Source organism: Pseudomonas sp. CHM02 (assembly GCF_000612585.1).
Classification (GTDB): domain Bacteria; phylum Pseudomonadota; class Gammaproteobacteria; order Pseudomonadales; family Pseudomonadaceae; genus Aquipseudomonas.
In genome coordinates this window covers 156,749-178,218 of sequence record NZ_JFCA01000002.1, presented here as the reverse complement: position 1 = coordinate 178,218, position 21,470 = coordinate 156,749, and the positions used below count along the sequence as shown (strand labels likewise).

21 protein-coding genes are annotated in these 21,470 nt (G+C 62.9%); 12 read left to right on the top strand and 9 right to left on the bottom strand.

What is annotated here, in order from left to right; all coding sequences use genetic code 11:
• The first annotated feature begins 93 nt into the window (after positions 1-93).
• Genes folE2 through BM70_RS0101910 form a run of 7 tightly spaced genes read left to right on the top strand, consistent with a single transcriptional unit; the run spans position 94 to position 5,734 of the window.
• Positions 94-990, top strand: coding sequence for a GTP cyclohydrolase FolE2 (gene folE2, locus BM70_RS0101940; protein WP_025854429.1), 897 nt, complete (start codon positions 94-96; stop codon positions 988-990).
• Positions 987-1,655 carry a metal ABC transporter ATP-binding protein gene (locus BM70_RS0101935; RefSeq protein ID WP_025854428.1) on the top strand — a complete coding sequence of 223 codons (669 nt, stop codon included), beginning with the start codon at positions 987-989 and terminating at the stop codon, positions 1,653-1,655. Before folE2 ends, BM70_RS0101935 begins: the two co-directional genes overlap by 4 nt.
• Entirely contained in the window at positions 1,655-2,521 is an 867-nt protein-coding gene (locus BM70_RS0101930) for a metal ABC transporter permease (protein WP_025854427.1), read from the top strand. The genes BM70_RS0101935 and BM70_RS0101930 overlap by 1 nt, the downstream gene beginning before the upstream one ends.
• Positions 2,522-2,532: 11 nt before the next feature.
• Positions 2,533-3,426, top strand: coding sequence for a metal ABC transporter substrate-binding protein (locus BM70_RS0101925; protein WP_025854426.1), 894 nt, complete (start codon positions 2,533-2,535; stop codon positions 3,424-3,426).
• Positions 3,423-3,836 (top strand): phosphoribosyl-AMP cyclohydrolase, encoded by a 414-nt coding sequence (gene hisI, locus BM70_RS0101920; protein WP_025854425.1) that lies wholly within the window; start codon positions 3,423-3,425, stop codon positions 3,834-3,836. Before BM70_RS0101925 ends, hisI begins: the two co-directional genes overlap by 4 nt.
• Positions 3,833-4,393, top strand: a complete 561-nt coding sequence (locus tag BM70_RS0101915; RefSeq protein ID WP_025854424.1) for a DapH/DapD/GlmU-related protein — start codon at positions 3,833-3,835, stop codon at positions 4,391-4,393. Before hisI ends, BM70_RS0101915 begins: the two co-directional genes overlap by 4 nt.
• Before the next feature lie 3 nt (positions 4,394-4,396).
• Positions 4,397-5,734: a dihydroorotase gene (locus BM70_RS0101910; protein WP_025854423.1), complete on the top strand. Its 1,338-nt coding sequence runs from the start codon at positions 4,397-4,399 to the stop codon at positions 5,732-5,734.
• Between the two features lie 51 nt (positions 5,735-5,785).
• Here the strand turns inward: BM70_RS0101910 and BM70_RS0101905 are convergent, their stop codons facing one another.
• Positions 5,786-6,307, bottom strand: coding sequence for a DUF3617 domain-containing protein (locus BM70_RS0101905; RefSeq protein WP_015886622.1), 522 nt, complete (start codon positions 6,305-6,307; stop codon positions 5,786-5,788).
• A 130-nt stretch (positions 6,308-6,437) separates the two neighbouring features.
• Between BM70_RS0101905 and cls the strand changes: the two genes are divergently transcribed.
• A complete protein-coding gene (cls, locus tag BM70_RS0101900; RefSeq protein WP_025854422.1) occupies positions 6,438-7,877 on the top strand; it encodes a cardiolipin synthase in 1,440 nt (479 codons plus the stop codon).
• Positions 7,878-8,007: 130 nt separating this feature from the next.
• On the opposite strand, the gene cfaB is transcribed toward cls, so the two are convergent.
• From cfaB to hflK (BM70_RS0101860), 8 genes are all read right to left on the bottom strand, one after another.
• Positions 8,008-9,192 (bottom strand): C17 cyclopropane fatty acid synthase CfaB, encoded by a 1,185-nt coding sequence (gene cfaB, locus BM70_RS0101895; protein WP_025854421.1) that lies wholly within the window; start codon positions 9,190-9,192, stop codon positions 8,008-8,010.
• Between the two features lie 87 nt (positions 9,193-9,279).
• Positions 9,280-10,068 (bottom strand): DNA-binding domain-containing protein, encoded by a 789-nt coding sequence (locus tag BM70_RS0101890; RefSeq protein WP_025854420.1) that lies wholly within the window; start codon positions 10,066-10,068, stop codon positions 9,280-9,282.
• Positions 10,059-10,904: a DUF692 domain-containing protein gene (locus BM70_RS0101885; protein ID WP_025854419.1), complete on the bottom strand. Its 846-nt coding sequence runs from the start codon at positions 10,902-10,904 to the stop codon at positions 10,059-10,061. The genes BM70_RS0101890 and BM70_RS0101885 overlap by 10 nt, the downstream gene beginning before the upstream one ends.
• A 65-nt stretch (positions 10,905-10,969) precedes the next feature.
• A complete protein-coding gene (locus tag BM70_RS0101880) occupies positions 10,970-11,224 on the bottom strand; it encodes a membrane protein (RefSeq protein ID WP_025854418.1) in 255 nt (84 codons plus the stop codon).
• A gap of 116 nt (positions 11,225-11,340) precedes the next feature.
• Positions 11,341-13,227, bottom strand: a complete 1,887-nt coding sequence (locus BM70_RS0101875; protein ID WP_025854417.1) for a cation-translocating P-type ATPase — start codon at positions 13,225-13,227, stop codon at positions 11,341-11,343.
• Positions 13,224-14,258, bottom strand: a complete 1,035-nt coding sequence (hflK, locus tag BM70_RS0101870) for a protease modulator HflK (protein ID WP_025854416.1) — start codon at positions 14,256-14,258, stop codon at positions 13,224-13,226. The genes BM70_RS0101875 and hflK (BM70_RS0101870) overlap by 4 nt, the downstream gene beginning before the upstream one ends.
• Positions 14,255-15,244: a protease modulator HflC gene (hflC, locus tag BM70_RS0101865; protein ID WP_025854415.1), complete on the bottom strand. Its 990-nt coding sequence runs from the start codon at positions 15,242-15,244 to the stop codon at positions 14,255-14,257. Before hflC ends, hflK (BM70_RS0101870) begins: the two co-directional genes overlap by 4 nt.
• Before the next feature lie 12 nt (positions 15,245-15,256).
• On the bottom strand, positions 15,257-17,161 hold the full coding sequence (gene hflK, locus BM70_RS0101860; RefSeq protein ID WP_025854414.1) for a protease modulator HflK: 1,905 nt from the start codon (positions 17,159-17,161) through the stop codon (positions 15,257-15,259).
• Between the two features lie 185 nt (positions 17,162-17,346).
• On the opposite strand from hflK (BM70_RS0101860), the gene BM70_RS0101855 reads away from it, so the two are divergent.
• The 4 genes from BM70_RS0101855 to BM70_RS0101840 are packed head-to-tail and all read left to right on the top strand — an operon-like array spanning position 17,347 to position 21,469.
• Positions 17,347-17,970: a CDP-alcohol phosphatidyltransferase family protein gene (locus tag BM70_RS0101855; RefSeq protein ID WP_025854413.1), complete on the top strand. Its 624-nt coding sequence runs from the start codon at positions 17,347-17,349 to the stop codon at positions 17,968-17,970.
• 10 nt (positions 17,971-17,980) lie between these two features.
• Positions 17,981-19,735, top strand: a complete 1,755-nt coding sequence (locus BM70_RS0101850; protein ID WP_025854412.1) for a bifunctional alpha/beta hydrolase/class I SAM-dependent methyltransferase — start codon at positions 17,981-17,983, stop codon at positions 19,733-19,735.
• Positions 19,736-19,737: 2 nt separating this feature from the next.
• Positions 19,738-21,036 (top strand): phosphatase PAP2/dual specificity phosphatase family protein, encoded by a 1,299-nt coding sequence (locus BM70_RS0101845; protein WP_025854411.1) that lies wholly within the window; start codon positions 19,738-19,740, stop codon positions 21,034-21,036.
• Positions 21,026-21,469 carry a hypothetical protein gene (locus tag BM70_RS0101840; RefSeq protein ID WP_025854410.1) on the top strand — a complete coding sequence of 148 codons (444 nt, stop codon included), beginning with the start codon at positions 21,026-21,028 and terminating at the stop codon, positions 21,467-21,469. Before BM70_RS0101845 ends, BM70_RS0101840 begins: the two co-directional genes overlap by 11 nt.
• Position 21,470 lies beyond the last annotated feature (1 nt).

Genomic DNA, 21,470 nt, shown 5'->3' with positions numbered 1-21,470 from the left:
ACATGACTGAAAAAAGGCTGGAGCAGAAAAATCATCGTCGATTTAATAGTTATAATATAACATGTCTTTTTATTTCCAACGACGGACCTGCTCATGAATGCGCTGACTCTGCCGGATATCGCCGCGCAGGCTTCACGCCAAGCCTTGCCACTCGACTGGGTAGGCATGTGCGGCATCGCCCTGCCGATTCTCATCGGCGGCCAGCGCCTCACCGCCACCGCCGATGCCGGGGTGAGCCTGGACGATGGCACTGCCCGTGGCATTCATATGTCACGCCTGTACCTGGCGCTGGAGATGCTCGACCAGCAACCGCTGACGCCTGCACTTCTGCGTAATGTACTGCAGCGTTTTCTCGACAGTCATGAAGGTTTATCTAATAACGCCTACCTGCGTATCCACACCGATTTGCTGCTCAAACGCCCGGCGCTGGTCAGTCCGCTGGCCGGTTGGAAAGGCTATCCGGTGAGCATCGAAGCGCGTCTGGAAAACCAGATGTTCCACGTGGAACTAAAAATTGACGTTACTTATTCCTCGACGTGCCCTTGCTCGGCTGCACTCGCCAGGCAATTGATTCAACAGCAATTTCTCGAAGACTTCGCCAATACACCGTTGCAACATGAAGACGTATTGACCTGGCTTGGCAGCACCAACGGCATCGTCGCCACGCCCCACAGCCAGCGCAGCAGCGCACAACTGCTGATCGCATTGGACGGCGAACAACCCCGCCTGCCCATCACTGACCTGATAGATGACGTCGAAGCCGCCCTCGGCACCGCCGTACAAACCGCTGTAAAACGCGCGGACGAACAAGCCTTCGCCCTGGCCAATGGGCAGAACCTGATGTTCTGCGAAGACGCCGCCCGCCGCCTGAACCTCGCCTTGAAACGCTCGGATGCCGTCAAAGCCTTCCACCTGAAAGTGATCCACGCCGAAAGCCTGCACGCGCACGATGCCGTGGCTGAAAGCCGCTGGACGAGAAACCCTGCATGATCACCTGCACCGCTTTGCGTTGGGGCGCCCCGGGTCAACCGCTGACGCCAGCCATAGACCTCACCCTGGAAAAAGGCAGCCTTACCGGCATCATCGGCGCCAACGGCACCGGCAAAAGCAGCCTGCTCAAAGTCATCGCCGGCCTGCAAAAGCCGCTGGCTGGCAAAGTCACGGTGGATGTTCCACGCCGTGGCGGCCTGTCGTTCCTGCCTCAGCAGCAGCACTTGGACCGCCAGTTCCCGATCAGCCTGCAGGAACTGGTCGCCGCCGGTTTCTGGGGCACCCAACTCTCCCCGCAGCAACGCAGCCAGCGCCTTGAAGCGGTTTTGGAGGACTGGTGCCTCAGCGGCCTGGAGCGCCGCCCGTTGATGGCCTTGTCCGGTGGCGAGTTGCAACGCGCCCTGCTCGCCCGCATGAGCCTGGCCGAAGCGCCGGTGCTCTTGCTCGACGAACCCCACGCCGCCCTCGATGAAGAAGGCCAGGCGCTGTGCTGGAAACACATCCATGCCTGGCACGACCAGGGCCGCACGCTGATCGTCGTCTGCCATGACCTCGCGTCCGTGCGCCATCACACCCAGCAAGTGGTGCAGATCAAAAGCACCGGCTGCGTCTTCGGGCCCAGTAAAGAACTGATCCGCCCGCAACCTCAGATGCAGGTGGCCTGATGCACTTCGCTTCCCACCTGTGGATGCCCTTCCTCGACTTCGTGTTCATGCGCCGTGCATTGATCGGCGGGCTGGTACTGGCCTGCAGCACTGCGCCGCTGGGAGTGTTCCTGATCCTGCGCCGCATGAGCCTGATCGGTGACGCCGTGGCCCACGGCATCCTGCCCGGCGCTGCGCTTGGCTTCTGGTTCGCCGGCCTCAGCCTGCCCGCCCTGACCATCGGCGGCCTCGGCGCCGGCCTGAGCATGGCCGGCCTGTCCGCGTGGATCACCCGCCGTACCGGCCTACGCGAAGATGCCAGCCTCGCGGCCATCTACCCCATCTCCCTCGCCGCCGGCGTGCTGATCCTTGGCCTCGCCGGCAAACGCCTGGACCTGCTCCACCTGCTGTTCGGCTCCGCCCTGGCCGTGGACGAAACCACCCTCACCGGCATGCTCTGGGTCTCCGGCTTCAGCCTGATCGCCATGGCCGCGATCTACAAACCGCTGCTGCTGGACACCCTCGACCCCCTGTTCCTGCAGACCGTCAGCCGTCTCGGCCCCTTGGCCCACGGTTTGTTCCTGACCCTGGTGGTGCTGAACCTGGTGATCGGTTTCCAGGCGATCGGCGCGTTGATGGTGGTGGGGTTGATGATGTTGCCGGCCATTGCTTCACGTTTCTGGAGCCGGCGCCTGCCGGTGTTGATCGCGGTATCGGCAGTGCTGGGATGCCTGTCGGTATGGCTGGGTTTGTTGCTGTCGTTCTACTACTCGCTGCCCAGCGGCCCGGCCATCGTGCTGGTGGCAGGCGCCGGGTATCTGCTGTCCGTGGTCTTCGGTCCGGTGCACGGCTTGCTGCGCCGCCCGCCCTTGCTGTCATCCCAATGAGGTGTTTCCCGATGCGCGCTCTACTCGTGCTGTTCAGTCTAGTCCTGTCGTTATCGACGGCTCAGGCCGCAGACAAACTCCAAGTGGTAACCAGCTTCAGTATTCTCGATGACATCACTCACCAGATCGGTGGCGATCACATCCAGATCAGCAACATGGTCGGCCCCGACGCCGACGCCCATACCTACGAGCCAACACCCGACGACGCCAAGGCGCTGCTCAAGGCCAAGGTGATCATCAAGAACGGCCTGGGGTTCGAGCCGTGGCTGGACCGACTGGTGACCAGCACCGAAACCAAGGCCACGGTGGTTACCGCCAGCAAAGGCGTGATCTCCCACACCATGGAAGAGGACGGCGAAACCATCCCCGACCCGCACGCCTGGCATAACCTGGCCAACGCCGAAATCTACGTGAACAACATCACCAAGGCGCTGGTGGCCGCGGACCCGGCCAACAAGGCTGACTACCTGCGCAACAGTCAGGCCTACCTGAAAGAAATCTACCGTCTGCTCGCCGAAGCCAAGACCAAATTCGGCGCACTGCCAGCGGGCAATCGCCGCATCGTCACGTCCCATGACGCCTTTGGCTACCTGGGCCAGGCCTATGGCATTCAGTTCCTCGCGCCACAAGGCTTGTCCACCGAACGTGAGCCGTCCGCCGCCGAAGTCGCCGCACTGATCACCCAGATCCGCAAAGACAAAGTCAAAGCGGTGTTCATGGAAAACATCAAGGATTCGCGCCTGCTCCAGCAGATCGCTGACGAAAGCGGTGCTCAGATCGGCGGCACGCTGTACTCCGACGCTCTCGCCGCAGAAGGCCCGGCCAGCACGTTTGCCGGGCTGTTCGAATACAACCTCAACACCCTGTGCGCGGCCCTAAGCTCACCTGAAAAATCCAAGCCATGACCTTGAGCATGCTCGACCTGGAAGGGGCTGCCGTCGGCAGCCGCTTTCCACTCGAACACGTCCTCGACGCATTGCCATGGAACAGCGATGGACTGATCGCCGCCATCGCCCAGCAACACGGCAGCGGCGAGGTGCTGATGCTGGCCTGGATGAACCGCCAGGCCCTCAAGGAAACCCTGGCCACCGGGCAAGTCTGCTACTGGTCGCGCTCGCGCCAGCACTTGTGGCGCAAGGGCGAAACCTCGGGCAACTGGCAGCAGTTAGTGGAGGCGCGGCTCGATTGTGATGGCGACGCGGTGCTGCTGATCGTCGACCAGCAAGGCCCGGCGTGCCACACCGGGCGGCCCACCTGTTTCTACAACGCTATCGATGGCGACTACGTTCACATCCTCACGGAGCCCTGCGCATGATCCGCAAGAACCCTTCCGGCGATCTGCCAGTGATTGCCGAATCGGCCTACGTCGACAAGACCGCAATCATCTGCGGCAAGGTCATCATCGGCGAGAACGTCTTCGTCGGCCCCTACGCGGTGATCCGTGCCGACGAAGTCGACGCCAGCGGCGCCATGGACCCGATCACCATCGGCGCCAACTCCAATATCCAGGACGGCGTGGTCATCCACTCCAAGTCTGGTGCGGCGGTGACTATCGGCGAATTCACCTCGATTGCGCACCGCTCCATCGTGCACGGCCCCTGCACGGTTGGCGACCGCGTGTTCATCGGCTTCAACAGCGTGCTGTTCAATTGCGCCGTGGGCCACGGCTGTGTGGTGCGCCACAACTCGGTGGTCGACGGTCGCGACTTGCCTGCTGCCTTCTATGTGCCCTCCACCACCCGCATCGGGCCCAACACCGACCTGTCGCAATTCCCGCCAGTGAGTGTGAGCGCCTCGGAGTTTTCCGAAGACGTGGCGCGTACCAACGTCGATCTGGTGCGTGGCTACAAAGCCTTGCAAAACGAGTTCTGAACCATGAGCCGCCTGCTGATTCGCAATGCCCGCCTGGTGAACGAAGGCCAGGAATTCGACGCTGATGTGCTGGTCGCCAACGGCCGGATCGAGAAGATCGCCAGCAGCATCGAGGACTGCAACGCGCCAATGGCCATCGACGCCCAAGGCCAGTGGCTGCTGCCGGGCATGATCGATGACCAGGTGCACTTTCGCGAACCTGGCGCACCGGACAAAGGCAGCTTCTACAGCGAATCCCGTGCAGCGGTGGCTGGCGGCATCACCAGCTTCATGGACATGCCCAACACCAGCCCCGCCACCCTGACCCTGGAAGCCCTGGCCGACAAAAAGCGCCGCGCCGCCCTGCACTCGGTGGCCAACTATGCCTTCCACTTCGGCGTGAGCAACGACAACCTCGACACCGTCGCCGCCCTCGATCCGCGCGAAGTGGCCGGGGTCAAAGTGTTCATGGGCGCCTCCACCGGCAACATGTTGGTGGATGACCCACAGATCCTGGAGCGGCTGTTTGCCGAAGTGCCCACCATTCTGCTGGCCCACTGCGAACACACGCCGAGCATCCTGGCCAACGAACAGCGCCTGCGCGAGCGCTTCGGCGACAAGATTCCACCCGTGGCCCACCCGCTGATCCGGGATGCCGAGGCGTGTTATCGCTCGTCGTCGTTCGCCGTGACATTGGCCCAGCGCTTTGGCACGCGCCTGCATGTGCTGCACCTGACCAGCGCTCGCGAATTGAGCCTGTTCGAGGACAAGCCACTGGCGGAAAAACGCATCACCGCTGAAGTCTGCGTGCACCACCTGTTGTTCGATGACCGCGACTATCACCGCCTGGGCCACCAGATCAAATGCAACCCGGCGATCAAGACCCGTACCGACCGTGACGCACTGCGCCTGGCCTTGTTGAGTGATCGTCTGGATGTGATTGGCACTGACCATGCGCCGCATAGCTGGGCGCAAAAGCAGTTGGGCTATCGTGAAGCGCCGTCGGGTTTGCCCCTGGTGCAGCACGCGCTGCCGGCGTTGTTGGAACTGGTGGCCGATGGGCTGCTGCCGCTGACCACCCTGGTGGCGAAAACCAGTCACCGCGTGGCCGACCTGTTCGCCATCCCGGATCGGGGTTATCTACGCGAGGGTTATTGGGCCGACCTGGTGTTGATCAAACCGGAGCCTGCGGGCATGCCGGTCAGTAGCCAGCCGGTCCTGGCCCGCTGCGGCTGGACGCCCTTCGCCGAGCGCAGCTTTCGCCACCGCGTCAGCACCACGCTGGTCTCCGGCCACCTGGCTTGGCACAACGGCCAGGTGGTCGACAGTTGCCAGGGCTTGCCCCTGCACTTTGAGCGCTGACCCAACACAACACCTGTAGGCGCGAGCAAGCTCGCTCCACAGGGTGTGGCGTCAGGCGCGCGGCTTGACCGTGCCGCAATCGTTACCCAGCCACTGGGCATGGCTGTCGAGGCTGCCCTTCTGCTGAATGCCGGTGGCATTGAAGGTGCCGTTGACGGTGGTGGTGAATTCTTTCTGGCTCTGGAAAGTGGCGACGCCGGTGCCCTGGGCTTTCGGACAACTGAAACGGAATTTCCACTGGTTGCCGGTCTTGTCGGTCACTTCCTGTTTGCAGCCCGATTGCGGGTCGGTCAGGGGGATCGAATCGGAGGCGACCTGCGCCGGTGTCAGGCACACCTGCACGCCTTTGCCCGCCATGGTGATGCCTTGTTTTTCGAGCATGGCGCGCTGTTCAGGGGTCATCTGTTGCTTGAGTTGACCGAGGATCAGCGACAGGTCCGGCAGGTCCTGGTTATCGACTTTCATATTGCTGGTGGTCAATTCCCACAAGCCCGGCGCCAGCATCTGCGCCTGCGCTGCCACCGGCAGCGACAAACCAATAACCATGGCTAAACCAAGCAGACGAGCATTCATCGGGTAACTCCTGGACAATTGTTGGCGTTAGACGCCGCAAAGCGGCCAGTGTTGCACGGCAAATAAAATAGCGACATTCGTGACCGAACATGGTCTGTTAGGCACTGGATTGCCTGGAGTACCGTCGTCCATGGATTTTTTTGGCCCGCACCTGCTCGCCTACTTCATCGCCACGCTGCATTTTCTCGGGACCCTCGCTGCGATCCACGCGGTGCTGACCGTCAGGACTGCCCAAGGCTCGATCGCCTGGGCCTTGTCGCTGATGTTCATGCCCTACCTCACGCTGATCCCCTACCTGATCTTCGGCCGCAGCACCTTCGATGCGTATATCCAGGCGCGTCGCCAGGCCAACCAGGAAATGCACACCGCCATCACCGAGCTGAACTGGCGCCCTTGGGTCGAAGAAGCCCTGGCCGCGCGCAACTCCAGCGCCTACGCCTCGCTGCGCGCCATGCCCAAGCTGGGCCGCATGCCGTGCCTGGCCAACAATGAAGTGCGCTTGTTGATCAATGGCGAGGCCACCTTCAGCGCGATCTTCGAAGCGATCCGCAGCGCCAGGACAGCGGTGCTTTTCCAGTTTTTCATCATTCATGACGACGAGCTCGGCCGCCAGCTGCACGCTCTGTTGAAGGAAAAAGCCGCCGAGGGCGTGGACATCCACGTGCTCTACGACCGCATCGGCAGCCACGCGCTGCCCCACCGGTATGTGCAATCGCTGCGCGACGCCGGGGTGAAAGTCAAAGCCTTCGCCACCCGCAGCGGCTGGCTCAATCGCTTCCAGGTCAACTTCCGCAACCACCGCAAGATCGTCGTGGTGGACGGCATCACCGGGTTTGTCGGCGGGCACAACGTCGGTGATGAATACCTGGGCAAAAAACCACCGCTGGCACCATGGCGCGATACCCACGTGCAGGTCACCGGCCCCGTGGTGGCGTGCTTGCAGGAGTCGTTTGCCGAAGACTGGTTCTGGGCCGCGCGCGAGTTGCCGCCGCTGATCCTGCCAGACGCCTACCCCGAGGACGGCGTGCTCTGCCAATTGCTCGCCAGCGGGCCGGCCGACCCGTACGAAACCTGCTCGCTGTTCTTCGTCGAAGCCATCCACGCGGCGACCGAACGCGTGTGGATCACCAGCCCGTATTTCATCCCCGACGAAGCCGTGTTTGCCGCACTGCGCCTGGCGGTCTTGCGTGGCGTAGACGTGCGCCTGCTGCTGCCCTCGCGGCCCGATCACCGCATCGTCTACGCCGCCTCCAGCCTTTACGCGATCGAAGCAGTACGTGCCGGCGTGCGCGTGTTCCGCTATACGCCAGGGTTTCTGCATCAAAAGGTGGTGTTGGTGGACAGCGAGATCAGCGCCATTGGCAGCGCGAACATGGACAACCGTTCGTTCCGGCTGAATTTCGAAGTGATGCTGCTGACCGTCGACGAAGCCTTCGCCCAACAAGTCGAACACATGCTGCTGGACGACTTCGCCCTGGCCCATGAAGTCAGCCAGGAAGAAAGCCGCGAAACCCGCCGCCTTCAACAACTGGGCATGCGGGTCGCGCGGCTTATTTCACCGATTCTTTAACACATCCGATACCCAGTGTAGGAGCTGGCTTGCCAGCGATAGCGTCGTGTCAGCCGACTGATCCGGTACTGATACACCGCCATCGCTGGCAAGCCAGCTCCTACAGTCAGGTCTTCTGCGTTTTCAATAATCAGCGGTAGATATCTTCCCGTGTCCACGGCAGTTCATGGCTGCCATCGGCATGGGGTTTCACCGCCAGGATCTGATGCAGGTTGATCCAGCCCCGCGCAAACGCATACGCGCAACCGGCCAGGTACAGCCGCCAAATGCGCAACGCTTGCTCCGGCACCATCTTCGCCGCCGCTTCCAGGTTGTCTTCCAGGCGTTCGCTCCAATGGTCCAAGGTGCGCGCGTAGTGCAGGCGCAGGCTTTCGACGTCGACCACTTCCAGCCCGACTTCACTGATCTCGGCGGTCATCATCGCCAGGTGCGGCAGCTCGCCGTTGGGGAACACGTAACGCTCGATAAAATCTCCGGCGCCACGGCCCACAGGTCGGCCATCGGTGTGCTTGGCGGTAATGCCGTGGTTCATCACCAGGCCGCCTTCGCGCACGGCACCAAACAGGGTCTTGCAGTACTCAGCCAGGTTGGCGTGGCCGACGTGTTCAAACATGCCCACGCTCACCACCTTGTCGAAACGGCCGTCCTGCGGCAGGTCACGGTAATCGAGCAGTTGCAGGTCCACCTGGCCTTCCAGGCCTTCGGCTTTCACCCGTTCCCGGGCCAGGGCCAATTGCTCCTTGCTCAAGGTGATACCAAACACTTTCACCCCGAACTCCCGCGCCGCAAACCGCGCCAGCCCGCCCCAACCACAGCCGACATCGAGCAAATACTCGCCTGGCTGCAGCCGCAGTTTGCGGCACAGGTGGCGAAATTTGTCCTGTTGAGCCTGGTCGATGGATTCGCTGCCGGTTTCGAAATAGCCACAGGAGTACGCCATGTCCTGGTCCAGCCACAGCTGGTAGAACTCGTTGGACAGGTCGTAATGGTAGGAAATGGCCGCTGCGTCAGTGGCCTTGTCGTGGATCGAGCGCACCGGACGACGCCCCTCGTCGTCTTCGATCAGGGCGTGACTCAATTCGTCACATACCCGGATGACCTCGGAGATGGAGCCTTCCAGCTCCAATTTGCCCTCGACGAAGGCTTCGCCCAGAGAGTCGAGCGTGGGATGGGTCAGCTTGGAGACAACCGTGGGGTCCTTCACCACGATGGTCACACTGGGCTCGGGGCCCAAGTTGAATTCATGGCCGTCCCAGAGTCGAAGACGCAGCGGTAGCTGAAGATTCTGTAAGGCCGGTGGAAGTTGCGCGAGCATGAGTGGTCCCCCCTTGTTTCAGACGTCTGGTGTGAGGGTAGACCATCCGAAGACAAAGTAGGAGGCTATCGATTTGATAGCGGTCTTCTATGGGGCTCGGCGCTCGAGCAAACCGTCCTGGATCCACTGTTTCAGCCACGTGACGGCTTGCAGTGGTGCACCCTCTGCATAAGTGACTGCAAGTTCGGCGCACAGTTCTGAAAAACACCAGCCGGTAGTCACCATGCCTGCCAGGGCGCACATTTCTGCAGGCTCCAGGCTGCGGTAATGGCACACATTCTGGTGCCGCCACACCAGGCAGATTTGCGCCGGGTCCAGCGCCTGGCTGTGGGGGAAGTCCGACTCATCCTTGCTGGCCCGCCAGATTGCCACCGTATTGAAGCGGCAGAGTATCTGCTGCACGGAGGGCGCCAGCGTCACCTGCAAACCCGGCCAGTCTTCAGGCGCCAGGTGTGCCATGTCGTCCAGGGTCAGCGGTTCGCCCTGCGGCGCATCAAACGCCAGGGTAAACGTCCATTCCAACCGCGCCAGCTCCGCCAGCGGCGCGCTTTGCTCCGCCACCAAGTGCTCAAGGATGAACGCCGGGAAACGCTCGCCCAGCCAACGCAGGCTGTAGTGCGCCGATGGATAGCGGCGCACATAGGCCTCGGTCAGCGACGCAAATTCATCATCACCCAGCCAATAGAAGATGGCACTGAAGTCATGCCGCAATACCTCCTGCAACCGCGAGAGGTAAGCGTTGTGGTAAATCGCCAGGCCCGTGTCCACGTCCAGTGTCGGCCCACCCAGCAGGGTGGCGGCGAAACCACTGTTGGCCACTGGCGTTTCGGATAACAGATGCTGCTCGAAGGCCAACTGCCAATCGGTCAGGCGCATAACGATCTCCTTGCCAACGCCATGGCACCCAGTTCGCGCGCCTTGCTCAGTTCGGTGAGCAGCGCTTCGAAAGGTGGGAAATGGTCGTCCCGCTCCAGTAGCGTCGACACGGGTCCCAGGTGCTCCAGTGTCTGTTGATAGAGCGCCCACACCGGGTCACACACGGGATGGTCATGGGTGTCGACCACATAGTCGCCATAGTCCATATGGCCCGCCAGATGCAGTTGGCGGATGCTCTCCGGTGGCAGGTTGCGGATAAACGTCCAGGCGTCAAAACCATGATTGCGCGAGCTGACATACACATTGTTGACGTCGAGCAACAACTGGCAGCCCGACAGGTGCGCCAGGGCGTTGAGGAATTCCCACTCGGTGAATTCATCGGCCTTCGAGCGCACATAGCTGGAGACGTTTTCCAACACCAGCGGGCGTTGCAATACGTCCTGCACTTGGCGCACGCGGGCAGCCACGTGGTAGAGGCTTTCTTCGGTGTAAGGCAGCGGCAGCAGGTCGTGCAACTGGTGGGCGCTGCCGCGGCTCCAGCACAGATGATCGGAAACCCACGCTGGCTGGATACGCTCGGCGAGCTGTTTGATTTGTTTCAGGTAATCGATATCGAGGGCATGGGGCCCGCCGATGGACAGGGACACGCCGTGCATCACCAGGGGATAACGCTCGGCTATCGCGTCCAGGTAGTACAAGGCTTTACCGCCCTGGACCAGATAATTTTCGGAGATCACTTCGAACCAATCCACGGCCGGCGATTGTTCAAGGATCTGCTGGTAATACTCACTGCGTAGACCCAGGCCGTAACCGAGGCTCGGAAGGGAGGTAGGCATAAGACACTCCTGGGAAAGTGACCGCAGCGGTGGGGGCAACCGCTGCGGGTGCACTTGTTTGCCGGTTACTCGCCGACTTTGCCGCCCGCCTTGGTGCAGGCATCGGCACTGGCCTGGACTTTAAAGCCCTGGCCTTTGCAGGAGCCCTGGCCTTTGCACGCGTGGTCCTTGGTTTTGCAGTCGTTCTGGCCTTTGCACGCGTTGATGCCGTAGCAGTGGACGGCGGTGTCAGCGGCCTGGGCCTGAGTGACAACACCCGCAAACATAGTAGCGGCAGCCATTGCGAGGGCGGCACCAGCAGCAGCGGATTTGATGTTCATTGTTGTATTCCTCATGATCGTAGGGGTGTCGGTCTGAACGGATTGTTCAGTCTCGACACACCACTAGAGTGAGGCCCCTCATCCGCGTTACAGCCCTGTGCAAATATTTCTGAAAATTATTCCTCAAGCTTCAACAGGGGCTCCTGGAAGCGCAGCAACCGCCCGGCATTCCCCAGCACCAGCAAGGTGCTGAGGTTGTGCAGCACCGCCGCGATCATCGCGCCGGCGACACCCAGCCAGCCAAAGGCGGCAAATACGACAATGGCCAAGGTCCAGCCCAGGCCGATGATCACATTGACCTGCAATGTCTGCCGACACTGACGGCTCAAGCGCACACAGGTGCCCAGGCGCCGCAGGTCGCTGCCGATCAGCACCACATCCGCCGACGCCAAGGCGATATCCGCCCCGCCCGCGCCCATGGCCACGCCCACCACACCGGCCTTGAGCGCCAGCGAATCGTTGATGCCATCCCCTACCACCATCGGTCGAAAGCCACTGCCGATTTCGCCCAGCACGCGGTTGAGCTTGTCTTCCGGCAAGGCCTGGGCTTCGACATCGCTGATACCCACGTCCAGCGCCAGGCTGTCAGCCACGCTCTGGCGGTCGCCGGTGAGCAGCAGTTGGCGACCGAGGCCAAGGTCACGCAACTCTTGCAGCGCCTGGCGGGCTTCCGGCTTGACGCTATCGGCCAGCAACAGCCAGGCAAGAAACCGCCCGTCCAGCGCCAACCCGGCGATGGGCCCGTCGTGATTCGGAACCGCGGTGGTGAGGATGCCCAGCTGTTCGAATAACTCCGGCCGGCCCAATGCCGCTTCGCCTTGATCGGTCCGCGCCACCACCCCCAGGCCCTGGCGCTCGCGAATATCCGTCAACGCCAGCATCTGTTCCTGCGTCGCCAACCCCGCCAACGCTCGGCTGACCGGGTGGCTGCTGGCCGAGCCCAAGCTGGCCGCCAGGTTCAGCAACAGCTGCCGATCCGGCGCGGTGGTCTCGATGGATTGCAACCGCAGGGTGCCAAAGGTCAGGGTGCCCGTCTTGTCGACCACCAGCGAGGTCAGGTCCGCCAGCTCTTCGAGGAACGCCGAGCTGCGAATCAGGATGCCATGGCGCGCCGCCACGGCGATCCCGGCAATGGCGGTGGCCGGCGCCGACAGCACCAACGCACACGGACATGCGGCCACCAGCACGGCGAGCATCGCCTGGGCATCATTGGTCACAAACCAGGTGACCGCCGCCAGCAGCAACACCAGCACCATATAGCTGCCGGCATAACGCTCCAGCAACCGCGTGATTGGCGGCTTGGAACGCTCGGCGTTCTGCATCAGCGCAATGACTTTGCCCAAGGTGGACTCGTTACCGGTGCGGGTCACTTGCAGGCGCAGCAAGCCGTCGAGGTTGATCGCCCCACCAAACACCTGCACGCCCACACTGGCTTCCAACGGTACCGACTCACCGGTAATCGGCGCCGTGTCGAGGCTCGCCCGGCCCGACAGCACCACGCCATCCGCCGGCACCCGATCACCCGCACGCACCTCGACGATGTCGCCGGTGTTCAGCGTGCCGTTGTCCACTTCATGGATGCTGCCGTCAGCCTGCACCAACCGCGCGTGGCTGCGGGTCAGCTTGCCCAGGGCACGGATCGCCTCCTGGGAGCCGATCACGCTGCGCTCTTCCAGCACATGGCCAAAGATCATGATGATCGGCAGCAGCGCGGCGGTCAGCAGATCACCCGTGGCCCACGCACCGAGCATGGCCAGGGCGATCAGTTGGTCGGTGATGCCATGCAGGCTGGGAAACCGCAGGCTGTACCAGGCCGAACGCATCACCGGCACCGCCACCAACAGCGAAGCGACGCCCAACAGCAATTGGCTCACACCGCTCTGGCCTGGCGCCAGCCAGCGCCATACCAGGCCCAACACCAGCAAGCCCAAGGCGAGCATGGCGAGGGTCAATTGCCGGGCAGCACTGCGCTGCTCGGCGGAAGTCAGCATGGGTGCGCTCATTGTTCGGCTCCCTGGATGATCAAGCGGGAGTCGTCTTTCGGATCGACCGTGGTCACGGAACCCGCCTGGCCGAGAATCTTCGGCAGGCGCTCGCGGTACAGACGCACCAACAGGCCCGGGTCGTTCACCTGGGCCAGGCTGGCGACCGTGGCGGTTTGCGCCTGGGCGTTGGCCAGGCGTTCGCTGGCCTGGGCGTGGGCGACTTGCACCAGGCGATCGGCCTGCTGGTTCGCGGTCTGGGTGAGTTTTTCCGCGTCGGTGCGGGCGTTGGCCACGGCTTTATCGGCCTGCTGACTGGCGGTCAGCACCGCGTTGAACGCGTTTACCGCCGGGCTTGGCAGGCTCGATTGCACATCCACGCGGGTGACCTGGATACCCAATCCCAACCCTGTGGATGTCAGCTCCGCCAGGCGTTTGTTGATGCCTTGTACCAAGTCGCCGCGCAGCCGCTCGCGACGTTCGGCAGCGCCGTTATCTGACCCGATCAATTCAGGTCGTGCGACCAGAATCGTGTCCAGGTCCCGCGCCGCCGTGAGGGCCACGGCGCTACGAGTGACCAGGCGATCCAGCGCCGGCAGCACATGCTCGCCCTGCAGCACAAAGGCATAGGGTTCGGTGACTTTGTAGAACACCCGCACATCCAGTTGCACCACGCCGGCATCACCGGTCAGCAGGTAACCGGAGCCGGCCAGTGCATCACTCAACGGCGTGGCGAAACTGGCCACGCGGTCGGCCTGGATCGCCGCGTCGGAACGCAGCAGGTTCTCCACCCGCCGCTCGATCACCCGGTCGGCCGCCGGCAACAGCACCACCTGCTCGAACGGCTGCGGCCAGGCCAGCAACAGGCCGGCATTCTGGATACGATCGAGAGCGCCGAAGTGCAAAACCACCGCACGGTTCTGCGGGTCGATCTGGCGCACATTGGAAAATGCCCAGGCCAACGCCGCCAGCACCGTCACCGCGTACAACGCCAGGAAGGTCAGGCGCCCGGCCTGGATCCACGGGCTGTCGGGGCTGTCACGCTCGGTCATGGCTGGACATCCTTAGGCCCGTCCACCAAGGCGCGGAACGGCGCAGCGTCGGTGCGCAGAATGATCTTGGTGCCCGGCGTGACCACGGTGCCCAAGGTATCCAGGGAGCGCAGCAGGTTATACAGCTGCGGATTGCCGGCGTAGGCGCGGCCATAGATCTGCGCGGCCTCGACCCGCGATTGCGCTTCGATATCGGCGGCTTTCACCGTCGCATCGGCCTGCACGATGCGCGCATCGCGCTCGGCGGCGGAACGGATCTGCGCCGCCTCGCGCTTGCCCACAGCGGTGCGTTCGGTGGCGATGGTTTCCCGCTCGGCACGCATGCGGTCCACAGTGGCCGTCAGGGTGACCGACGGCAAGGTCAGCCGTTCGATACCGACTTGGGCCACGCGCACGCCATAAGTGGTGAGCAATTGTTGATCGATCTGCTGGCGTAACTGCGTTTCGAAATCGGCGATGCGCACTTGGCTGGCATCGGTGTTGATCAGGCTCGACAGGTCGAAGCTGGCCGCGGTGGTTTCCAGCGCCGAACCCACGAAGGTGCGGATCTGCCGCGCCGCTTCATCCGGCTGGTTCTGCACCGCGCGCATAAAGCGTTGCACATTGTCCGCATCGCCCTGCACCTGCCACGCAACGTACGCCTGCACGATGATGCGCAGGCCATCGCGGGTGCCCACATCCTGCAAGCCGCTGGAGGTGGTGCGCAGGCGCAGATCCACCGGGATCGCCGCTTCGAACGGCGCCGGCCAGCGCCAGCCCAGGCCCGGCTCCAGCAGCACCCGCGAGGGGTTGCCGAAACGGGTAATCACCGTGGCCTCGCCGGAACGCACTTGCACCAGGCTGGCGGCAGCGACCGCAAACAGCACCAGCAACAGCGCCCAGGCCATGCGCCGCCAGGGGAACGGGCCGGCCGCTTGTTCGTCACCATGATGATGGTGGTGGTGGTGGTGATGGCCGTGATGATGATCGTGAGAATGAGCGCTCAACAGACAGACTCCTTATTGAACGGCTTTACGCGGCTGCGAGGGATCGGCCGGCAAGGTAAAAGAACGCAGATCGATCGTCGGCGCGCCATCGGCGCCCAGGCGGTGATCCAGGATAAGCAGCTTGGCGTGGGCCAGGCCCTGGCTCAGTTGGCCAAGGTATTGCTCCAGCACGAAGGCCTGGCCGGCCGTGGCATAGGCCTTTTGTTCGGCGGCGAAACGCAGGCCGGCGGCTTGGGCACCGGCATTCACTTCCCGTGCGGTGGCCTGGGCCTGATCACGCGCAGTGCTGGCTTGCAGCAACGCCTGGTTGGTTTGTTCGCTGGCCGCACCGCGCTCGCGGGAGATCAGGGCCTGGGCGCCGATCTGCGCAGCTTGCACGCCGTGATAGGCATTGGCTGCGCCGGCCGGAGGGTGGATCGCTTCGACCACAGTGGCGAGGATGTCCACGCCGCTGTCGAGCCTTTGCAGATCTGCCTGCACGGCGCGGCCGATCTCGTCGGCCAGGCGGGTGCGTTGTTCGCCGAGCAATTCATCGAGGGTACGCGAAGCAAAGTCGTGCACCAGGATGCGGCTCGCAGTGCTGCGGATCAGGGTCGGCACATCCGCGCTGTTATAGGTGGCTGCCAACGCCGCCTGATCGGTGAGGCCGATGCGGTAAACGAAGCGCACATCCATATTGACGATCTGGAAGCTCTGCTTGTCGCCGCTGCTGCTGGCGATCACCTGGGATTTGTCATTCACATGGCTGGCGTCCCACAACCGATTGGCGATCAGCGGCGGCGGGCCTTCGGCGGGGGCCAGTTCTGGTGCTGCGGAGTCAGTGACGCTGGTGGCCAGCTCATGCACCACGCCGTTTTCCACGCTGATGACACGCCCCAGCGGCCACGGTAACCCGGCATGCAAACCGGGGCCGAACACCTCGACGGGTTTACCGAAGCGCTCATAAATCCCACGGCCTTGCAGGGGCACTTCGTGCACGCCGGTGAGCGCCCAGCCTACCGCCAGTACCACCAGCAACACCGGCAGGAACGCCCTACGCATGTAGGTAAATGCCCAGATCTGGCGCAAGTCGATGCCAAAGCGGTTGTGCAATTCATGCTGCAAGGCAAGCAAGGGTTGAGGCGGCCAACGCAGCAGTCCGGCGATGAAGCTCTGCGCCATCAAGCGAGGTTCGAGGCGCCGTTGACGGGGGCTGAACAGCGACAGCACGGCCCTTAGTAGAAACTCCAGCGCCACCAGCCCAGGCAGCAGGCCGATCAGTACCGCCAGGCGCAACGGCCACACGGATTCGGCCCCGGCAAACAGCAGGCAAACCGCACAGACCACCAGGCAGATGATCGCCACCCGGCTCAACGGTGCCAGTTGCGAAGCTTCTGGCCATTGTGCGGTGGTTTCCTGGGCGAGGCGGCGTTCGAACACCAGCAACCCAAACGCCAGGGCCAGGGCCAGCGCCGCACCGATGCTTGCCGATTGACCGACCGGCGCGGCGGGCAACGCCAGGTTCCAGAACTCGATAATGCTGACCAGCGCCAGCAACGACCAGCCGCCGAGCCACAACACCGGTGCACCGATCTGCTCGACAACACGCTCCACCAGGCGCGCGTACCGGCTCGTGTCTTCAACCGGCACTTCAACCGCGGGCTCTTCCAACGCCTGGGCGCGCCAATCCGCCACCCACCACGCCGATTGCAAACCGGCCACCAGCAGCAATAACGCCGACGCGCAGTTGATCAGCACCACCGGCCAGATCGACAGCGGCACAAACAGCGCGACAAACAGCGCCAACACCCAACCGGCCACGGCCAGTACCGTCAGGCAGATACCGGCCTGGCGCAATCGACGGGCATGGAACAGCCCCTGTTGAAAACGCGGAAGGCTTTCTACCCACGCGCCGTCAGCTTCCAGATCCACTTGCATCCACTCAACGCCCAGTTGTACACAATTAGTTACGATATAACACAAGGCGTGAAATTTTTGTTTGCTTAGAAGCAGACCGTGACTAACCCCCCAGAAACACGCGCCATCACTGGTGCAGGCCGGGATTAATCGGCACACTCCAGCACAGTTTTTCGCGGGTTCACGGACAAGGAAGCGTCACCCCCATGATTTCGATCTATCAGCTCAAGCCGCGTTTTCAAAACCTGCTGCGCCCACTGGTGCAGCGCCTCTACGACAACGGCACCACCGCCAACCAGATCACCGTATTGGCCGGCGTGGTTTCGCTGCTGGTCGGCCTGCTGATCGCCAGCTTCGCCAACCACCTATGGCTGTTCGCGCTGATCCCGCTGTGGATGATCCTGCGCATGGCCCTCAACGCCATCGACGGCATGCTCGCCCGCGAATTCGGCCAGCAGTCACGCCTGGGTGCCTACCTCAATGAACTGTGCGACGTGATCGCCGACAGCGCGCTGATCCTGCCGTTTGCACTGATCCCCGGTGTGAGCCTGGCGCCGGTGCTGCTGGTGGCGCTGCTGGCGGTGTTCAGCGAATACGCCGGCGTGCTCGGGCCGATGGCCGGTGCATCGCGCCGCTATGACGGGCCGATGGGCAAGAGTGATCGCGCCTTCGTACTCGGCGTCCTGGCCACCGGCGTGGCGCTGGGCTGGCTGGGCGCCGGCTGGGTCGACGTGGTGATGTGGCTGGTCGCTGCCCTGCTCGCCTACACCCTGGTCAATCGTGTGCGTCAGGGCCTTAAAGAACAACAAGACACTTCCCCTTCTGCATAAGGATTTTGCGATGCGCGAACAGCAAGAGCACACCTTCAGTACCCATGATGGCGTCGAGCTTTTCTACCGGCACTGGCCGGCTGCCGCTTCAGCACACGGCGAGCCGCGCAAGGCGATTGTGTTGTTCCATCGCGGCCACGAGCATTCAGGGCGTATCGCCCATCTGGTCGATGAGCTGAACCTGCCCCAATTCGATTTCTTCGCCTGGGACGCCCGTGGTCACGGCCAGTCCCCCGGCGAGCGTGGTGACAGCCCCAGCTTCGCCACCAGCGCCCGCGATGTGCAGACCTTTCGCGACCACATCGGCGCCACCTATGGCATCGAGGAAGAAAACTTCGCCGTCATCGCCCAAAGCGTCGGTGCGGTGATTGCCGCGACCTGGGTGCACGATTACGCGCCGAAAATCCGTGCCCTGGTGCTCGCCTCGCCGGCGTTCAAGGTCAAGCTCTACGTGCCCTTCGCGCGGCCGGGCCTGGCGTTGATGCGCAAGTTTCGCGGCAACTTTTTCGTCAACAGTTACGTCAAGGCCAAGTTCCTCAGCCATGACCCTGAACGCGTAGCGTCCTACGACAGTGACCCCCTGATCACCAAGGCGATCTCGGTCAATGTGCTGCTTGGCCTGTATGAAGCGGCGGACCGGGTGGTAGCCGATGCGCAGGCGATCCAGGTGCCGACCCAACTGCTGGTCTCCGGCTCCGACTTCGTGGTGCATCGCAAACCCCAGCAGCAATTTTTCGATCGCCTTGGCAGCCTGAAAAAAGAGCTGCACATCCTCCCCGGCTTTTTCCATGACACCCTCGGCGAGCGCGATCGCGCCACGGCCGTGAACAGCGCCAGGCGCTTTATCCTGCAGAACTTCGAACACCCGCTGGACCGCGCCTCATTGCTGGATGCGGACAAACTGGGCGCCACCTGCGCCGAATCCGAAGCCCTCGCCGCGCCGTTGCCACGCAGCTCCCTGCGCGACCTGTACTGGCGCCTGACCCGCGCCAGCATGGGCCTGGGCAAGAACCTCTCGGACGGCGTGAAACTGGGCTTCGACACCGGTTTCGACTCCGGCAGCACCCTGGACTACGTGTACCGCAACACGCCCACCGGCAAGGGCGGGCTGGGGCGGATGATCGACACCAACTACCTCAACTCCATTGGCTGGCGCGGCATTCGCCAGCGCAAGCTGAACGTCGAGGAACTGCTGCGCCTGGCCATGGCCAGGTTACGCGCCGACGATCGCGAAGTGCGTATCGTGGATATCGCCGCCGGCCATGGCCGCTACATTCTGGAAGCCTTGCAGGGCGTGTCGCCGCTGCCGGAATCGATCCTGCTGCGCGACTACAGCGACATCAACGTACGCGACGGTGGCGCGCTGATCCGTGAGAAAGGCCTTGGGGATATCGCACAGTTCGTCAAAGGCGATGCGTTCGACCGCCTGGACCTGGCCGCACTGGAGCCGAAACCGACGCTGGCGGTGGTGTCCGGGTTGTATGAATTGTTTGCCGATAACGGCATGGTCGGCAGCTCATTGGCCGGCCTGGCTGAGGCAGTGGAGCCCGGTGGTTATCTGGTCTACACCGGCCAGCCATGGCACCCGCAACTGGAACTGATCGCCCGTGCGCTGACCAGCCACCGCCAGGGCCAGGCCTGGGTGATGCGTCGCCGCAGCCAGGCGGAAATGGATCAATTGGTCGAGGCCGCGGGCTTTCGCAAGATCACCCAGCGGGTGGATGAGTGGGGCATCTTTACCGTGTCCCTGGCGCAGAAGATCTGAACATGCGCGAACCCGGCTTGTTGAAACCCGCGGTCCTCTGGCTGCTGCTGTTGACGCCGCTGTTTTTCAGCACCTACGGCTTTGCCACGTGGGTGACCAGCCAACGCAGCGACGTCGGCACCCTGGTGTTCGATTGGGAAACCCATATGCCGTTCTGGGCCTGGACCATCGTGCCTTACTGGTCCATCGACCTGCTCTACGGGTTTTCCCTGCTGCTGCCCAACACTCGACACGAGTTGAAGCAGCATGCGCTGCGGCTGCTGTCGGCCCAGGTCATCGCGGTGAGTTGTTTCCTGATCTGGCCGCTGCGCTTTACCTTCGAGCGGCCGGAACTGGACGGCGTATTCGGCTGGCTGTTTGCCGTGCTGGCGGGCTTCGATAAGCCGTTCAACCAGGCACCGTCGCTGCATATCGCGCTGCTGGTAATCCTGTGGGTCATGTACCAGCGCCATACCCAGGGTTTCTGGCGGTGGCTGGTGCATGGCTGGTTCGCCTTGATCGGGATTTCGGTGCTGACCACTTATCAACATCACTTTATCGACTTACCCACAGGCGCCCTCGCCGGGTGGATTTGCGTGTGGCTGTGGCCGGTGGAACATCCGAGTCCGTTGTTGAGTGCACGGCTGACGCGCGATCCCAAGCGCTGGCGACTGGGAATGCGCTACGGGCTTGGAGCCCTGCTGTTGGCGATTCCAGCGTTTGTATTGGGCGGCGCCTGGCTGTGGCTCCTGTGGCCGGCCGTTTCCCTGGGGTTGATCAAGGCCAATTACTTCGTGCTGGGCGCTGCGGGTTTTCAGAAACGCACCGACGGCCAACTAACGCCCGCCGCACGCTGGCTGTACGCGCCCTATCTGGCTGCCGCGTGGTTTAACTCACGCCTGTGGACACACAAGCATCCCCAACCCGATCTGATTGTGGATAACGTCTGGCTCGGTCGAATTCCTACGAGAAGCGAGCAAGCGCCCTTCAAGGCCATCGTCGATCTGTGTGCCGAATTGCCGATTGATCCACAGGGCCGCACCTACCAATGCATCCCCGTGCTGGATCTGATCGCCCCAACGCCCGACGAATGCCTGCAGGCTGCCCACGCCATCGAACGCCTGCGCGCCAGCGGCCCGCTGCTGGTGTGCTGCGCCCTCGGCTACTCGCGCAGCGCTACCGCCGTCGCCGCCTGGTTGCTGCACACCGGACGCGCCGCGACGGTCGAGCAGGCGCTGACTATCATTCGTACAGCGCGGGCCGATGTGGTCCTGCACCCCGCACACCGTGAAGCATTGGAGGGTTTTCCCCATGCCGGCTGATATGGAACTCCAGGTCGTCGCCAGCCTGTTGCGTCGTGGTCGCTCGCTGGATCAGTTATCCACAGGCCTGACCTTGGTCGGCGTATTGTTCGGCCTGGCGCAACTGCTGATGGCGAGCATTGCGCCGATCTGCCTGTTGCTGAGCCTGTGGATGATTATCCTCGGGCTGCTGCAAAAGTACTGGGCGCTGCGCGTGGCCTTCGACGCAGACCTGTTCGCCCTGCTGGCCCGTGACATCGAGCGCACTCCGGACCTTGACCAGGCCCTGCAAACCCTCGGCCTGCAATCGGCCAAGCGCGTTGGCCGGCCGTGGGCCGAGCGCCGTCGCGGCGCGCTCAAACTGTTGCGCAAACAAGCCTGGCTGCTCGGCGCGCAAGCGCTGCTGACCCTGGGCGTGATCCTGGCCAGCCCTTGGCTGCCTTTCGCCGGATAAG

Bases quoted from the DNA above. Each gene is read 5' to 3' on its own strand.
- BM70_RS0101855 (WP_025854413.1), top strand. From the start codon at position 17,347: ATGATTTCGATCTATCAGCTCAAGCCGCGTTTTCAAAACCTGCTGCGC.
- cls (WP_025854422.1), top strand. From the start codon at position 6,438: ATGGATTTTTTTGGCCCGCACCTGCTCGCCTACTTCATCGCCACGCTG.
- BM70_RS0101840 (WP_025854410.1), top strand. From the start codon at position 21,026: ATGCCGGCTGATATGGAACTCCAGGTCGTCGCCAGCCTGTTGCGTCGT.
- hflK (WP_025854414.1), bottom strand. From the start codon at position 17,161: ATGCAAGTGGATCTGGAAGCTGACGGCGCGTGGGTAGAAAGCCTTCCG.
- BM70_RS0101875 (WP_025854417.1), bottom strand. From the start codon at position 13,227: ATGAGCGCACCCATGCTGACTTCCGCCGAGCAGCGCAGTGCTGCCCGG.
- BM70_RS0101845 (WP_025854411.1), top strand. From the start codon at position 19,738: ATGCGCGAACCCGGCTTGTTGAAACCCGCGGTCCTCTGGCTGCTGCTG.
- hflK (WP_025854416.1), bottom strand. From the start codon at position 14,258: ATGACCGAGCGTGACAGCCCCGACAGCCCGTGGATCCAGGCCGGGCGC.
- BM70_RS0101850 (WP_025854412.1), top strand. From the start codon at position 17,981: ATGCGCGAACAGCAAGAGCACACCTTCAGTACCCATGATGGCGTCGAG.
- BM70_RS0101925 (WP_025854426.1), top strand. From the start codon at position 2,533: ATGCGCGCTCTACTCGTGCTGTTCAGTCTAGTCCTGTCGTTATCGACG.
- BM70_RS0101885 (WP_025854419.1), bottom strand. From the start codon at position 10,904: ATGCCTACCTCCCTTCCGAGCCTCGGTTACGGCCTGGGTCTACGCAGT.
- BM70_RS0101910 (WP_025854423.1), top strand. From the start codon at position 4,397: ATGAGCCGCCTGCTGATTCGCAATGCCCGCCTGGTGAACGAAGGCCAG.
- BM70_RS0101935 (WP_025854428.1), top strand. From the start codon at position 987: ATGATCACCTGCACCGCTTTGCGTTGGGGCGCCCCGGGTCAACCGCTG.
- BM70_RS0101915 (WP_025854424.1), top strand. From the start codon at position 3,833: ATGATCCGCAAGAACCCTTCCGGCGATCTGCCAGTGATTGCCGAATCG.
- BM70_RS0101880 (WP_025854418.1), bottom strand. From the start codon at position 11,224: ATGAACATCAAATCCGCTGCTGCTGGTGCCGCCCTCGCAATGGCTGCC.
- folE2 (WP_025854429.1), top strand. From the start codon at position 94: ATGAATGCGCTGACTCTGCCGGATATCGCCGCGCAGGCTTCACGCCAA.
- BM70_RS0101890 (WP_025854420.1), bottom strand. From the start codon at position 10,068: ATGCGCCTGACCGATTGGCAGTTGGCCTTCGAGCAGCATCTGTTATCC.
- BM70_RS0101905 (WP_015886622.1), bottom strand. From the start codon at position 6,307: ATGAATGCTCGTCTGCTTGGTTTAGCCATGGTTATTGGTTTGTCGCTG.
- cfaB (WP_025854421.1), bottom strand. From the start codon at position 9,192: ATGCTCGCGCAACTTCCACCGGCCTTACAGAATCTTCAGCTACCGCTG.
- BM70_RS0101930 (WP_025854427.1), top strand. From the start codon at position 1,655: ATGCACTTCGCTTCCCACCTGTGGATGCCCTTCCTCGACTTCGTGTTC.
- hisI (WP_025854425.1), top strand. From the start codon at position 3,423: ATGACCTTGAGCATGCTCGACCTGGAAGGGGCTGCCGTCGGCAGCCGC.